We start from the raw sequence: 16,337 nt of genomic DNA, 5'->3' as shown, positions 1-16,337 counted from the left end.
GATTTACTGCTGTTTCTTGAAAATCTATATCTTCTTGAGAGTTAATTGATTCTCCTGTTAAATCTTCCGAAAAACCAGTGATACTCTGATGGATTGAATTTTGATGATTTTCTGTTTGATTTACTGCCGTTTCTTGAAAATCTATATCTTCTTGAGAGTCCGTTGATTCTCCTGTTAAATCTTCCGGAAAATCAGTGATGCTCTGATGGATTGAATTTTGATGATTTTCTGTTTGATTTACTGCCGTTTCTTGAAAATCTATATCTTCTTGAGAGTCCGTTGATTCTCCTGTTAAATCTTCCGAAAAACCAGTGATGCTCTGCTGATTTTGTTCCGGGTGTTTTGTGATGTTCTGATGGGTTGAATTTTGATGATTTTCTGTTTGATTTACTGTAGTTTCTTGAAAATCTATATCTTCTTGAGAGTCCGTTGATTCTCCTGTTAAATCTTCCGGAAAATTAACTAAGTTTAAATCCACCAATAAACTCAACAAGCGTCTTAACTGTTCAACTGTTTCCGTATTCAGTTCAACAGATTGATTATGATTAATATCTTGTGATTTATTAGTCGATTTTTCGTTTAAGTAAGCCATCTATGTTCCGGTCATTTATGATAGTTGTCTGAGATTAAAAGATCTTTTTCTAAATCTCTATCTGCTGCTTCTTTGAGTTCGCTCACAAACTCAGTTTTTTTCATTCTCATACCAACTTCAAACATTATTTCTGCTAAATCATCCCGTGATACTTTCACATCCTTAAGCAAAGAAAAGCGCTTTTCAAGTTCTTCAAATATTTGGGTTTTTAAATGACTAACATCATTCTGTAATTTCTCCCTTGTTTGTGATAAATCTTCCCGTAGAGAAGTTGTTTGATTATCAATAATTTCATTTAAAGCTTCTTTAGTAGTAATAATTTTGCGATTTACTCGCTCAATTTGTTGCTTAGTTTCCACAACATCTTCTTGAGTATTTTGGATATTTAAGTTAATATTCCTAATCTTTTTCTCTATAGAATCAACCGTAGCTTGAAGTTCTGTAGAAAAAGCACTTTTTACTTGTTCTATTTGATTTTTAGTTTCTTGTTGAACAGAGGATAATTCTGATTCTAGCTTTTCAAAACGATTTTCGTACTCTCTGAGCTTAGGGCCAAATATTATATCACGAATCTTGTCAATATTTCCCAGTCTTTCACGCATTTCTTCCTTACTTAATTCGGCCATATTTTCTCCTGATGTTACGAACTGCCAGAGTTCGGGATAATAAATGTTAAAAATATACTTTCTGATATTACCACTTAGTTTAGTATTTTACCGGATTGATTTATTGACGAAATTATATTAAGGCTAACCATATTTTTAACTTTAACCGTACAGCTTAATAATGACCAGGAAAGACCAAGAATAAAAAATAGCAGGAAAAAAGGTGAAACTTTTACAGAGGATCTCAAGCGATCGCCAATATGGAAAATGCCACATGACAAACTGAAAAATTTGACCATAAGGTGGGATAGAGAGAAAATATAAAATCTAAATGACTCTTAGCTTAATGGCCCTACAACAGAGTGATAAAAAGTATACCAACAATAGTATTCAATTAACGATTGTAATTGACAATCTTCCCATAAATATTTGTATAGATAAAATATCTAATTATAACACTATTAACAATCTAAAAGCTGTCATAATTGCTTGATATTCATAAGTTTCATCAAAACTTGATAAAAATGGAGCTTTAAGTAAAGAAGCGATGAAGATTTTGATTTTTGCGGAGATAGGCGTTGATAGTAGATTTGGCTTGTGGCTATAGTTTATACAGTAAACAAAAACTTTTACTGAGGCACTTCCGATGATAAACAAAACTTTTGCAACTTTACTCACTGCTGGTTCTATTCTTGCTTCTTTTAGTTTTTCTGCTGCCCATGCAATATCTATGACAGGTGACACATTTATGTTTAACCTGGAAGGTGGTAATAATTTTGGTAGCGATCCTGTTAAACTCAAGGTGACGTTAGAAGATATAGGCAATGACATTAAATTTACTGTAGATGTGCTAGAAGAGATGGCAAATGGCACTAATAATATCGCCGATCTGCAAGGATTATTTTTCGATATTGCTGACGATACCCTGCTTCCTGGTTTTTCTGTAATAGGGACTGATGTTACCAACCAGCTTTTTGATGCAAATAATGTTATCGATCTAGGTAAAGGTGTCAATCTTAATGGTGATGGTAATCAGAGATTTGATGCTGGAGTGAGATTTGGTACAGCAGGTATAGGAAAGGATGATATTCGCTCTACAATGTTTACCCTCTCCCATACAAGTGAAGATTTAAGTCTAGAACTATTTGAAGAGGAGTTCTTCGGCGCACGTCTCACTAGCACAGGGCCAGAAGGTAGTGGTCGTAGTGGAAGTAGTAAAATTAAAGGGGAATCTCCTGAAATAGGTGGCACAGATGACGGTGGCACAACTGACGGTGGCACAGATGACGGTGGCACAACTGACGGTGGCACAGATGTTGGTGGCACAGATGTTGGTGGCACAGATGTTGGTGGCACAGATGTTGGTGGCACAGATGTTGGTGGCACAGATGTTGGTGGTACAACTGGCGGTGGTACAACTGGCGGTGGTACAACTGGCGGTGGTACAACTGGCGGTGGTACAACTGGCGGTGGCACAGATGTTGGTGGTACAACTGGCGGTGGCACAGATGTTGGTGGTACAACTGGCGGTGGTACAACTGGCGGTGGTACAACTGGCGGTGGTACAACTGGCGGTGGTACAACTGGCGGTGGTACAACTGGCGGTGGCACAGATGACGGCGGTATGGCATCCGTTCCTGAACCCGGTACAATTCTCGGTTTAGCTATATTCTTTGGCGGTTTATTAACTTCTCGCCGTCGCACATCTAACTAATGAGTTAATAAGAATTTACCTTTAAAATTTGCTGTTACTGTCATAGCAATAATATTAATCAGGTTTTTATAACATCTACCATAGTTTTTTCAAATAAGAATTTCAAAGGGAAATTCGCTGTTACTGTAATAATAAATAATATTTAATCAGGTTTTTATAACATCTACCATAATTTTTTCAAATTACATTAAAGGCAAAACAACAATACACCTAGTAATACCATTTCACTAAAGTCAGAAGTCAAAAGTGATATTAATGGAACTTAAAAACTCATGTAATTTGAAATAGAAAAAAATCATCTTAATCGGGGTTAAAAGCCTACTATAAAAGCTTTTAATCCCAATTTTAGTTAATATATTTACATACATTAAAAGGGTTGATTATGCGATGAATTCCAGAGAATATCCATTGCCAACATATACCTTAGCAACACGAGAACAATTATTCGGATTAGACTTACGATCGCTAGCTTTATTTCGAGTTGGTTTAGCTTTAATTATTATTGTCGATCTAATAGAACGTTTTGGCGATCTAAAAGCTCACTATACAGATTTTGGTGTCTTACCCCGCGCAGTACTAATTGAAAAATTTTTAAATTCTTCGGTTTGGTCGCTTCATCTTTTTAGTGGCAATATTTTATTTCAAGGAATACTTTTTGTAGTAGCTTTTATTTGTGCCTTAGCACTTTTAGTTGGTTATCGAACTCGCTTATTCACCATTTTATCTTGGGTTTTACTCGCTTCTTTGCATAGTCGTAATCAGATGATTCTTAATGCTGGAGATGCTGAATTGCGTCTCCTTCTATTTTGGGCAATATTTTTACCTTTAGGAGCATATTATTCAGTTGATAGTGCCTTAAATTCTGAATCAAAACCTTTACCTAAATCAATTATTTCAGGTGGTACTATTGCTTTAACTCTACAAATATGCTTTGTTTATTGGTTTACGGCGATGCTTAAATCTCATCCTATTTGGTGGGAAGAAGGAACTGCTGTTTACTACGCTTTAAATATCGATCAACTTGCTACTCCTCTAAGTAGCTTCATGTTGAAGTTTCCCAAATTTTTAGTATTTGCTAATTTCGCAACTCTCTGGATTGAATTATTAGCACCTTTTTTATTATTTGTACCAATTAAAAATAGCTTTTTTCGTTGCTTAACAGTATTTATTTTTGTTGGTTTACATATTGGTTTTCGCCTGGGCTTAGTTTTAGGTTTATTCCCTTATGTATGTATTATTGCTTGGTTAGTATTATTGCCTAGTGATTTTTGGGATTGGTTGATTCAAAAATTACAATCTAAACAAATTACCAGTATTAAAATTTACTATGCTTCTGATGTTAGTACATACCAAAAAATCTTAAATTTACTTTGCTGCTTTTTGTTATTACCAAGAGAATTAGTTTTCTCAGCCAAAACGCAACCTGAAATTTATACGGCAATAAAAAACAGTAATTCATGGTTATTAGTCGAACATCAAGGTAATCAATATCTTCAATTTCAGGCATTGATTTATCTGTGTAGTATTTATCCTGTATTTCGACCTCTAACTATAGTTTTGAATTTACCCATAATTACAACTATAGGCAAAAAAATATACGCTGAACTCAACAATATCAATAGTAATTTTCATCAATTTATTTCCAAATTACAGTATCGGAAAAATTCAGTTTATCCAGCCAATTATCAGAATATTATTGCTTTATTACTTCTAGCTTTCGTATTGCTCTGGAATCTTAATAGTATTTCCCCCAAAATATTTCCTATCCCCAAAATAGTCAGAGCAACTAATTTAATGCTCAGATTAGACCAAAGATGGGGTATGTTTGCTCCTTATCCCTCACGAGAAGATGGTTGGTATGTCATTCCAGGTAAACTTAAAAATGGTAAAGAAATTGATTTATTTAAAAATGGTCAACCTGTAGTTTGGGATAAACCATTATTAGTTTCATCAACTTATCCTAATGTACGCTGGCGTAAATATATGATGAAAATTTGGTTGAAGCGTCATGCTGCTCATCGTCTTTATTATGGTAAATATTTGTGCCGTGACTGGAATAGTAAATATAAAGGTGAAGAACAACTTGATAATTTTGAAATATTTTTTATATCAGAAAAAACTTTGCCAAACTATCAAACTCCTGAAGTCAAAAAAGTTTCGATTCATAAACATTATTGCTTTAAGAAACCCGAGCAATAATTAGGGTCTGCTGAAAAAGTCTTTTAGTAGGGGTAGGAGACAGGAGACAGGAGATAGGAGACAGGAGAAAAGGGTCGGGAGACAGGAGAAAAGGGTCGGGAGACAGGAGACAGGAGACAGGAGAAAAGGGTCGGGAGACAGGAGACAGGAGACAGGAGAAAAGGGTCGGGAGACAGGAGACAGGAGACAGGAGAAAAGGGTCGGGAGCGAGGAGACAGGAGACAGGAGAAAAGGGTCGGGAGCGAGGAGGTAGGAGTAACAATTGTCAATTTGGGATTTTTCTGCCCAACTCTTGCCATTAATACTAACTTTTTGAGCGTTTTAGAGGTGATACCAGGCAATTTTTTAGACAAAAAAAAAGGCTTAAGCCTTTACCTGTCAATGCTTTGAGGATTAATTAGCAATCCCTAATTAGACATATCCGAAAAAGATATAAATTTTTGCCTAGAGTAGAGAACAGGGGGTAGGGAATAAAGAACAGGCACAAAACATGATTTATTTGGTGGCATTACTGAATCAAGGGATAGTTCTTTGTGACGTTCTCCTACATCAAATCAAAGATTATGATGTAGGCTTCCCAACCTCGCGGATAGGGCTTTCTGTTTCACAGGGAGTGCAACCACTTAACCCTCACCAGACAGAGATGATGAGACCCACCACCTTTTTGTACTGAACAATTCTGTACTCCGATACACACCCTCAAGAGTTTTACCTTTTCACGGGCCGACCGCGAACTTCATGAATTGAACCCCATACTCGCTATTTGTTTTCTATGTGCTGTTATCAAGTGCGTATTACCGCTACTCCTGATATAATCACCGATAACACAAAAAAGCACACAATGCAAGAAATAATTGGACCCTACGCGGTTTATTTGTTGGTCGGCAATTCCCCTCCCGTTAACATTTGTATAACGGGAGACCCCTTGCCGACATCAAAGTTGGAAATGGAAAATCTCGATCACTGTACACTAGAACTAATGACCTTTAAATTTTAAATAGCAGTCAGCAGTCAGCAGTCAGCGGTCAGCGGTCAGCATTAGGACTTTTTTTTACGCCCTGGAAATTTCAACCCCGACTCAACCATCCAGGGTATTAGTTGCCGGGGTATAAACCCAAAGTCAAAAAGCTGAAATGCTGAAATGCTGATAGCTAGTTTACTTTTGACTTAATTCAAGAATCTATGACTACAACTGTACAAGTAAAAACAGAGTATGAAGCAATTATTGGTCTAGAAACCCATTGTCAACTTAACACCCAAACCAAAATTTTCTCCGCTTCATCCACAGAATTCGGTGCCCCACCAAACACCAATATTGACCCAATATGTATGGGAATGCCTGGAGTATTACCCGTACTTAATCAAAAAGTTCTAGAATATGCGGTAAAAGCAGGACTGGCCCTAAATTGTCAAATAGCACCTTATAGTAAATTTGACCGTAAACAATATTTCTACCCTGACTTGCCCAAAAATTATCAGATTTCTCAGTATGACCTACCCATCGCGGAAAATGGTTGGCTAGAAATAGAAATAGTAGATGAAGATGGCACTGCAAACCGCAAAAAAATCGGCATTACTAGACTACACATGGAAGAAGATGCTGGTAAGTTAGTCCATGGAGGTAGCGATCGCCTATCTGGGTCAACCTATTCAATGGTGGATTATAATCGTGCAGGTGTGCCATTAGTAGAAATTGTATCAGAACCGGACATACGTTCTGGACTAGAAGCTGCAGAATATGCCCAAGAGTTACAGCGAATTGTCCGCTACCTTGGTGTGAGCGATGGTAATATGCAGGAAGGTTCTCTACGATGCGATGTTAATGTTTCTGTACGACCTGTGGGCCAAAAAGAATTTGGTACGAAGGTAGAAATCAAAAATATGAATTCCTTTAGTGCTATACAACGGGCGATCGAATATGAAATTCAACGGCAAACTGAAGCTATTGAGTCAGGAGAAAAAATTGTTCAAGAAACTAGACTCTGGGAAGAGGGTTCTCAACTTACTATTAGTATGAGGGTGAAGGAGGGTTCTAGTGATTATCGTTATTTCCCCGAACCTGACATTCCACCGATTGAAGTCTCGACTCAGCAGTTAGATGATTGGAAAACTGAGTTACCAGAATTACCCGCACAAAAACGTCACCGCTATGAAAGCAAATTAGGTTTATCTGCTTATGATACTCGCGTGCTTACTGATGACTGCAAAGTAGCAGAATATTTTGAAGCAACAGTTGCAGCGGGAGGAAATGCAAAACAAGCAGCTAACTGGGTAATGGGGGATATTACTGCTTATTTGAAAAATGAAAAAATTAGCATTACTGATATTGGCCTTAAACCAGAAAATTTGGCCGAACTAACTACAATTATTGAAGATGGTACTATCAGTGGCAAAATTGCTAAGGATATTCTGCCAGAATTATTATCAAAAGGTGGGTCGCCGAAGGAATTAGTAGAGAAGAAAGGTCTAATTCAAATTTCAGATACTAAGGCAATAGAAGCAATTATTGATGAAGTTTTAGCAGCACATCCGGAAGAGTTAGAAAAATATCGTGGTGGTAAAACTAAACTTAAAGGTTTCTTTGTTGGGCAAGTGATGAAAAAAACACAAGGACGTGCAGATCCAAAGATGACAAATCAATTAATTAGTAAGAAGTTAGAAGGGTAATTAATGGATAATTGATAATTACTTCTCCCTAAAAGGAAAAAAATTATTTTCTTTTGGTCAGTTAGATATGGTTAGGTAACCCATACATCTCACCCTGCTGGAAACAACCGCTTTTTCTTCTTCAAAGGGGAGGCGTTTAACCTGAATTATAGCAATGAGCGCTGGTATATTTACAAATTGTAGTAGGGGCAAAAGAGCTAGAAGTCTTATATGATTCCTACGGAATGCTTGCGCAAACGGCAATTTATTCCCCCTGTTCCCAGTTAAGTGTTCCCTGTTCCCTGCGCACAGCGCTATATTTAATTATTAATTATTTGGTAGAAGTTTGAGTTTAGGTGTTAGGAAAATCTATTACTGAAAAACTAACACCTCAGACTTACTTTTATGAAATTAATTTCTTAATTTGCTTAACATATCTAGGGTTTTGAGGTGATGTAAAAAAAATCAAAGTCAAGTTGAAGTATTTGCTTGAGAAAAATGTAGCAATTTAGATAATTATTGTAGATAAATAAGCTAGTAATGTTATTAAAACAACAAGATATACGATTTGATATTTTAAAGTCGATTGGTATTATTTGTATCGTATTAGCTCATACAATGCCTAGAGACATCTTACTATTCCAGTTGAGAAACTTTGATGTGCCACTGATGGTGTTAGTATCTGGTTCCCTGTTCTATTTGTCGTCGAAAAAAGCAAATATTAGCTACACTAAGTATCTGAAGAAACGCCTCTTTAGACTAGTACCACCAGTTTGGTTATTTCTAACCCTATTTTTTCTCTTGACATATTTGACGAGTCAAGTAATGGGAATAGAATACCAATATTCTCTTCAACAAATAGTGAATACTTATTTATGTATTGATTTTAAACTTTACGGTGTTTGGTACACTTGGATTATCCGTGTTTTTGCTTTAATCTCATTAATTGCTCCTCTAATTTTAGGACTATGGCAAAGATTCACAAATAAAATGGGTTTTTTTCTTATAATTTTAGGGATTTATTCAGGATATGAGCTTTTATATAAGGTTTTGGGTTATAAGAATTCATTTAATATACTTAAAAATTCTAATATTAATCCATTTATTCAACAGTTGATAATATCAATATATCATATTTCTATCAATCAGATTTTATTCTATGTTCTTCCTTATGGATGTTTGTTTGGATTGGGTATTCTAGCAATCAATTTGAATCGCAAAGATTTGTTAAAGATGTTGTTGTTTTTCTTGGGAATTTTTATAACGCTATCAATACTTTACTCTCTTAATTCTAGCAGCCTACTAGATGTGTTTGATTTTCAAAAATATAAATATCCACCACGCATATATTATATTGCCTATTCATTAGTCATCTGGGCATCACTTTATTTGAGTTTAACTGAATTCTTGGAATTGGATAAGATTGATGATTCAAACCCATTAAAATATAATTTTGCTAGATTATTTGTCTTTATTAGTTCTTCTACAATGTGGATTTACCTTTGGCATATTTTAGTTTTACATTACTGGTCAATAGTGTTACACCTTTTTCAAATTCCCAATTCGACTTTTTTATCATTTACGATTGTATTTAGTCTATCAGTAATAATTACAGCTTTGCAAAAGTTTTTGATTGCTAACTTGATAAGAAGAACAGTATTTGGAACTAATTATAGCTCTTTACTGACTACTTTTTTTATGAAATAGCTAGCACAAATATTAATTAATACTTTCTTCTAAAGCTTTTTTTGCTAATCTAGTCACATAAATAGTTACTAAAACTGTGGCAATTAAACCAACTATATTAATTATCCATTTAGTTACTTCTACAGTAGAATTCATGGGTTGTTGAGATGTACCAATTAAAGCAATATCACCCATTAAAGAACCAAAATAAACATACATAACTGTTGCTGGAATCATTCCCAAAGAACCCAAAAAATAATCTTTTAATGACACTTGCATTACACCAAAAGCATAATTTAAAAGATTAAAAGGAAACAAAGGGCAAAGTCTAGTTAAAAAAACAATTTTGAATCCTTCTTTAACTACAGCTATATCAATAGCTTTAAACTTTGGATGTTGACTTAATTGTTGACAAACCCAATCGCGAGATACATACCGTCCGATGATAAAAGCTATTGTAGCGCCTAAAGTTGAAGCAAAAAAAACATAAATAGCTCCCCAGATAACTCCAAATATTACTCCTCCTCCCATAGTTAAAACCAAACCAGGAATTAATATTAAAGTAGCTAAATTATAAATAATTATGAAAGTTATAGGACTCCAAACACCTAGACTTTCAATCCAGATTAATATATTTTTTAAAAGTTCCGGTAGGTTAAAATATTTGGCTGTAATAATTAAGCTGATAACTACAATAAATAATAAAAAAAACTTGCAAAATTTTTTGATTTTTCTCTGGGCATGAGTATTTGAAAATATATTCATCTCTAATATTGTATCATGTCCGGTTGAACAGTTATAAATCAATACAGTTCAGATAAGAAAAAAACTCATAAAGTATGAAACCATTAAAGTAGTTTTTCAGATGACAGAACTGACAAAAAAATCCTTAACGAAACCGTATTAAGTTATCAATAATCAGGAATTGTAACTAATTATCCAGACTTAAAATATTACCGAAAATTTTTGATCAATATTTCCCCTAAATTTATTTATGGGGTTTCCTTCTTTATACTTATTTTTTATTCTTTATCAAACAATTCATGGCTTAAATTCAATTCTAATTTTAGTAATATCATCTCCCCTTAATTAGTACTCATAAAACTTTATCCTGCCGACATTTATTGACCGAACAATTAAGGTTGAAACCTCTACATATTAAGGAGAAGAAATGATTTTTTTTTAGTTAATTATATCAATTTTTAGGACAGGTAATTGTTTGAATCCTCTGCATTAATAAGTATTTAAATAGACATAATATAAATCATAAATACCATCCTTAAATTATTTTAATCTGAGTTAACTATGAATTTTTACTGAGAATAATTGCTGGATAAATAAATAACTAAATAAATCCTGAAAAAGAGCTTTTACAATTCATTTTATACAGCTATATCTATATATTTGTCTTTTTTTTTCAATATTTATTCCTTCTTCCCTCTTCCGTAGAGACGTTGCATGCAACACAATTTGCAACAAAAATTTATCAGGCTTGGTATAAACAGGTAGTAGGAAGTAGGGCATAAAAAATATACTTGTGTGCTTGAGCAGTGGATTTAAAAATCATCTTTCCTAGCAATTAGCCAATTATCAAATATACAATTAATTTTGTTTAACTACTTAAATACTGAATTTTAGGAGTCGTTAAATTAGCGATCGCCTGCGTTAAAATTATCAAGTTAAACAGAGAAATTTAATTATAGTAAATCTTTAACCAAAACTTAAATTTATTTTAATTATTATATGTTACTGTAATAAATAAATTTATATATATGTGGAAAAAATTTAATTTAATGAATTTATATTATCGTATTTTCTGGAGTACAGCCTTAACATTAGCTAGTCTATTAACCACATATATGACTGCTTTAGCTTCTGCAAAAAATACCAGCCTTTTGATTGACTCTAATAATAATAACTCTTATAAAAATCTTGTAGAACAAGCAGAAAATTTAGCGAAAAATACCATCGATAGAGAATTCAAAAGTAATCCCAAAATCACAGAAATTACTATCACTATATTAGGAGAGCGTCAGAGTCAAATAGTACCTATCCTACGTTCAAAAATATCTCGTGCTGAATGGCAAAAAAATGCAGAAATTGATAATTTGACTAGATATTTTGCCGATGCCAAATACTTATTAAACTTTGATAGTGAAACTACACCTAAAACTCAACCTAAAACTCCTGAATCTTCTCCTCAAATTCCAGCCCCACCTCCACCATCACCTGATACTCAACCTATAGTTCCTCAACCTCAAAAATCTCCTCAACGGCAGCCAAAATCTAAACCTCCAATATTTCCTTCTGATGAAGATGACGCCAAAGAGATAGATGATTAAGCACTTTTTGAGAATTCTTTTTTATTCTTCCCTGGAATTAGTTTGAAACAGTATGAAGTTTAGGTAAACTTTTTTCATTTACAACCTACAATTTAATCCTCATAATTTATCGATTAACCAAAATTTAAACAATACTTTAATTAAGCTTAAACTAACTATAAACTCATCATAAATTTATCTAGGTAGACTTCTGAAGGCAGTATTTAAAGCAACCAACTATACAGACAAGATTTTAGGTTAGAAATACTGCTCGCAATAGATTGAAAATTTGTAATCTACCGCCTCTCTGTAGAGGGAAGAAGAACTAGAAAAAATTTTATGTCTAGACTAACTCGTAGAAAACTATTAATGTTCTTCGGATGTAGCGCAGCAGCTACAGCACTATCACCAAAAATTGGCAATTTTTTAGGTAGTAGCTCCGAAATAGCTCAAGCTCAAACCGGGGGTCTGAGCTTCACACCACTAAAACTGGCACATCCTTTAGAAGCTTACCAAACTAACCCTAGCTTTGTACCTTTAGGAATAGGTGGAGAAGGAGGTACTATAGAAGCAGGTGTAGATGTAGCACTACAATCCTATCAATACTTCGATGATGTAATAGTACCTCCGGAATATGAAAGGTATGTAATTGTTAGTTGGGGCGATCGCGTATTTCCTAACCCACAAGAATACTTTGGTTATAATTCTGACTATGTAAGTTTTATTCCTATTAATGGTAATCCTGATGATGGTTACCTATGGAATAACCATGAGTATGTCTCCTATCCAATGTCACCATTATTAGCACGTAGTGACGACTTAGCTGGTTTCCCTACTACAGACCAACTTGTACTTGGTTTAGACTTATCTCAAACCTCTGTATTCACCTTGGGTGAATTTGCTTATAACCAAGGTGGTTCTATTGTCAGAATTACAAAAAGTGGTAATCGTTACGCTCCTGTAGCAGATGATGCTAATCGTCGGATACATCTTTTATCTGGACTAGGAATTAACTCTGAACGTTCAGATGGTTATCAAGGTGTTACAGTTTGGGGTACAGGTAGCTATCAGACTGGAGACCAGAACTTTTTAGTAGGTACTGGACCTGCTGCTACTGATGTATTTCCTCTAAGTTCCGATGGACTTGGTAATAGAATCATTGGTACAGCATTCAACTGTTCTGGTGGTACAACTCCTTGGGGTACAATTCTAACTGCCGAAGAAAACTTCCAAGGTAGCGTTACTGAAGCTGTACTACCTAACGGCACTCAAACTGGCTATGATGATGAAGGCATAGGTTTTGCCTTTGGTTTAGTAGGTGAAAAGTATGGTTGGATGGTAGAAATTTCTCCAGCAGACCCAAGTTTCCGAAACAGAAAGCATACAGCTTTAGGTCGTTTCCGCCATGAAAATATTGCGTTCCGAGTAGAAGCAGGTCAACCATTAGTAGCTTATATGGGAGATGACCGTCGTGGTGGTCATACCTGGAAGTTTGTAAGTAATGGTACTGTTTCTAATCCTACTGACCCAAATAATAGTCAATTATTTGAGAGTGGAACCCTTTATGCTGCACGACTAAATCCTGATGGTAGTGGTCAGTGGATTCCATTAGTTCCTGGTACACCTACTAATCCTCTATCACCAAGAGAACTTGCTGAAGCTGAATTAAATGCTTTTGGTGAAGCTCAAAGAGATGGCCGAATCCGTCTACCTCAACGTGCTGGTATTGCAGGAGCAACTGAAGATGGTGGTTCTTTCGTTGTAGACCTGACTAATGAAAGTGTACTATCTGGTTATCAAGGCAGAACTCTAGGAGATTTTTACACCAACCAAGGTGCGATTTTAGTTGATGCTTTCTTAGCTGCTAACTTAGTAGGTGCTACTCCTACTGCTCGTCCTGAAGATGTGGAAGTTCATCCTGGTGATGGTAGTGTATTTATCGCTTATACAGATGGTGGAGCAGGTGGAGATGGATATCCAGACTCCAGGGTATTTGTTGTAAGTAAATACTTTGCTGATGTTGATGCTACTCAAGCTTTTGGCGGTATATACCGAATCATTGAAACCAACAGCGATGCTACAAGTCTCACTTTTAGTTGGTCAGCTTTTGAGCAGAGCGGAGAAGATGGTGCTATTAATGGTGCAGGTTTTGCTAATGTAGATAACCTAGAAATTGATACTCTAGGTAATATCTGGGGCGTAACAGATATGTCTACTAGCAGTCATAATGGTTTTAACACTGGTGCTGCTGGAGAGCTAAGAGATATTGACCATACTCAAACTGGAAGTGTTGGTAACTTGAGAGGAACATTTGGTAACAACTGGGTGTTCTATATTCCTGTTGTTGGACCCAATGCTGGATTGGTTGTACCTTTTGCTTATGGCCCTCCTCGTTGCGAAATTACTGGACCATACTTTATCAGAAATAGTAGTGGTGCAGATGAAACTCTACTATTAGCTGTGCAACACCCTGGTGAAAGTGTTCCTATTGGAGATGGAGTTCAACTAGGTCGGGATATTGAGATGTTAAATTTAGATGGCACTCTCTTCACTCAGCAGCGAACTGTACCTCGTGGTAGTAATTGGCCCAGTAACATAGGGTATACAGGTACCCCTGGAGGTAGTTTTAATGGTTTACTACCACCAAGACCTTCTGTAATTGCTGTTACTCGTAGAGATGGTGGTGCTTTTGTTTAATATTTTAGCTTGACCCTAGGAGGTCTAGTAATAGACCCAGGGCCAACGCATCTTATTTTGAAGTTCTGACAGGGCAAGGATATCAGGCTTATAAGTATTTATACTCATTACCTCTCTAAAGCTTAACAGTAGAAACTTCTAGAATTTAGATGCGTTTTCCCTGGTAGTAGACCGACACAGTTGAAAAGCACTCAGCAGTCAGCGGTCAGCTCTCAAGGCGTATGATGGGGGGTCAAGAGAAGCCACTCCGCGTCTACAAAGCTCCATCAAAGCACACCACGCGCTTTTTCAAATAAGCTTGGGGGATGTCGAACCTGTCGATTTTAGCTGTTTGCGTAGCATCCCGCAGGGAAGCGCTGATAGCTTGTTAAGCTTGACACGCCAGTAGTTTTAAACTTATTCCTGGAGATATTTAATCAAAAAAAATATATATGATTATTTCACTAAAAGTAGTATCATATTTAAGATTGATAACCTGTAACATAAGGAGAAATAAATGGAACTATCTGATTTCATTGAGAATAAGTTGAACGATTACGCAAAATCTATAATTGAGGGAAGTGCGAAAAGAGATGAAATTGCCCTAGGTGAAATGACTTTCTACATGACTTTACGTAGGGCATTAACTGGAAAGGCAACCCTTCAAGATATTGGTATGTTGGATGCCATCAACGATACCTTACAAGAAAAAGGAGTTATCGAACCAGGAAAATCTTTCTACAAATAAAAGAAAGTCAAATAAAATTTTTAAATGTTATCTGCTTGTCGAGGGAATTTAGAGATTAATAATGTCGCTTCTTGAATTTGGCATTATTTGCATTAGAAAAAAGTGGTGAAACTTTGCCATTATCAAGAATTACAAGAAAAAAGCTAACATACAGTTTTAACTGTTTCAGTGGCCTACTTTTGACTTTAAGCACCTAACTAAAGTCTATTATTTGTCCTGAACTTCTTCTTTCATCGGTACAGGAAGTTGAGAAAAATCTGGTAATCTCACAAGCTCCTTTTCTTTTTCTGTAATTGCCAATGGTAGACGTAGAGGTTCAGATTTTTCTTCAATTAAATAAGTAGCTACAGGTAATGTTCTTTCTAAATCATCTAATGCTCTAGGAATTACCATTACAGCATTTAAATCTCCAATTCTTTCTGCTTCATACATTCCAGCTTCCACTGCCACTGCCACATTAGAAACCGAACCGCGAACAATAGCAGTACATAAACCTGCTCCTGTAGTTTCATAAGCAGTCAACTGTACATCACCAGCTTTGAGCATTGCGTCACAAGCTCCCACCATTGCAGGAAAACCTTTAGTTTCTATTAAACCCACTGCCTTATTTTTAAACTGAGCTGATACTCTACCTTGAGATAATTTAAGTAAAAGACTGCCAATAGGTAGTACAGCTTCTAAATTAGGTAAAGGTCGAGGAATCACAGTATGAGAAATAAGTTGTCCAAATTCTTTGGCTGTTTCTGCTCCAGAGTCTATTGCTAAACGAACATCAGCAACACCACCGCGAACTACCGCAGTACAATATCCACTACCAATTTTTTCGTATCCTACCAGAATAACCCCAGATGACTTGAGCATCATATCAGCAGTACCAACTATGGCAGGAAAACTCCGAGTTGTGATTAAACCAAGAGCTGAATCTCCAAAGTTGATTGGCGATTCAAGAGATTCTAGATTATGGTTATTGTGGGTTTGTATTTTCATTTTCTATCTCTTTACTTCGGTGTAGCAGTGAACCCACGTGACATACTCCCACACTAAGCTGCCGCTATAGTGTGGGCTTCTCGTTTCGTAGCCCTGCTATTGCATCGGGCTCCACGAGCTTTAAAGACGGAATGCCCTACCGCCCTATTTTTGATATTTATCG

General features: G+C 35.7%; 11 protein-coding genes. 7 read left to right on the top strand and 4 right to left on the bottom strand.

From position 1 onward, the window contains the following. Both F6K18_RS34600 and F6K18_RS34595 read right to left on the bottom strand, forming a co-directional pair. Positions 1–592: hypothetical protein (locus tag F6K18_RS34600; protein WP_287527680.1), on the bottom strand; the 592-nt coding region annotated here is incomplete at its 3' end. Between the two features lie 11 nt (positions 593–603). Next, positions 604–1,218, bottom strand: coding sequence for a hypothetical protein (locus F6K18_RS34595; protein WP_287527678.1), 615 nt, complete (start codon positions 1,216–1,218; stop codon positions 604–606). A gap of 625 nt (positions 1,219–1,843) precedes the next feature. Here F6K18_RS34595 and F6K18_RS34590 point away from each other — a divergent pair. The 4 genes from F6K18_RS34590 to F6K18_RS34575 all read left to right on the top strand — a co-directional run bounded on the left by F6K18_RS34590 (position 1,844) and on the right by F6K18_RS34575 (position 9,463). Then, complete coding sequence (locus F6K18_RS34590; protein ID WP_287527677.1) at positions 1,844–2,911, top strand: PEP-CTERM sorting domain-containing protein; 1,068 nt, start codon at positions 1,844–1,846, stop codon at positions 2,909–2,911. A 387-nt stretch (positions 2,912–3,298) separates the two neighbouring features. Continuing rightward, positions 3,299–5,110 carry an HTTM domain-containing protein gene (locus F6K18_RS34585; RefSeq protein ID WP_287527675.1) on the top strand — a complete coding sequence of 604 codons (1,812 nt, stop codon included), beginning with the start codon at positions 3,299–3,301 and terminating at the stop codon, positions 5,108–5,110. Between the two features lie 1,182 nt (positions 5,111–6,292). Beyond that, entirely contained in the window at positions 6,293–7,777 is a 1,485-nt protein-coding gene (gene gatB, locus F6K18_RS34580) for an Asp-tRNA(Asn)/Glu-tRNA(Gln) amidotransferase subunit GatB (protein WP_287527673.1), read from the top strand. A gap of 519 nt (positions 7,778–8,296) precedes the next feature. Beyond that, positions 8,297–9,463, top strand: a complete 1,167-nt coding sequence (locus tag F6K18_RS34575) for an acyltransferase family protein (RefSeq protein WP_287527671.1) — start codon at positions 8,297–8,299, stop codon at positions 9,461–9,463. Positions 9,464–9,475: 12 nt separating this feature from the next. On the opposite strand, the gene F6K18_RS34570 is transcribed toward F6K18_RS34575, so the two are convergent. Continuing rightward, on the bottom strand, positions 9,476–10,207 hold the full coding sequence (locus F6K18_RS34570) for a TVP38/TMEM64 family protein (protein WP_287527670.1): 732 nt from the start codon (positions 10,205–10,207) through the stop codon (positions 9,476–9,478). A gap of 1,007 nt (positions 10,208–11,214) precedes the next feature. Here F6K18_RS34570 and F6K18_RS34565 point away from each other — a divergent pair. The 3 genes from F6K18_RS34565 to F6K18_RS34555 all read left to right on the top strand — a co-directional run bounded on the left by F6K18_RS34565 (position 11,215) and on the right by F6K18_RS34555 (position 15,187). Beyond that, positions 11,215–11,784 carry a hypothetical protein gene (locus F6K18_RS34565; protein WP_287527668.1) on the top strand — a complete coding sequence of 190 codons (570 nt, stop codon included), beginning with the start codon at positions 11,215–11,217 and terminating at the stop codon, positions 11,782–11,784. 318 nt (positions 11,785–12,102) lie between these two features. Continuing rightward, entirely contained in the window at positions 12,103–14,460 is a 2,358-nt protein-coding gene (locus F6K18_RS34560; RefSeq protein ID WP_287527667.1) for a PhoX family phosphatase, read from the top strand. Between the two features lie 526 nt (positions 14,461–14,986). Then, positions 14,987–15,187, top strand: a complete 201-nt coding sequence (locus tag F6K18_RS34555; RefSeq protein ID WP_287527665.1) for a hypothetical protein — start codon at positions 14,987–14,989, stop codon at positions 15,185–15,187. 207 nt (positions 15,188–15,394) lie between these two features. On the opposite strand, the gene F6K18_RS34550 is transcribed toward F6K18_RS34555, so the two are convergent. Then, entirely contained in the window at positions 15,395–16,174 is a 780-nt protein-coding gene (locus tag F6K18_RS34550; protein WP_287527663.1) for a carbon dioxide-concentrating mechanism protein CcmK, read from the bottom strand. Between the last annotated feature and the right edge of the window lie 163 nt (positions 16,175–16,337).

The sequence above is a fragment of the Okeania sp. SIO2C2 genome (genome assembly GCF_010692625.1).
GTDB classification, from domain to species: domain Bacteria; phylum Cyanobacteriota; class Cyanobacteriia; order Cyanobacteriales; family Microcoleaceae; genus Okeania; species Okeania hirsuta.
This window is presented reverse-complemented; position numbering and strand designations above follow the sequence as displayed.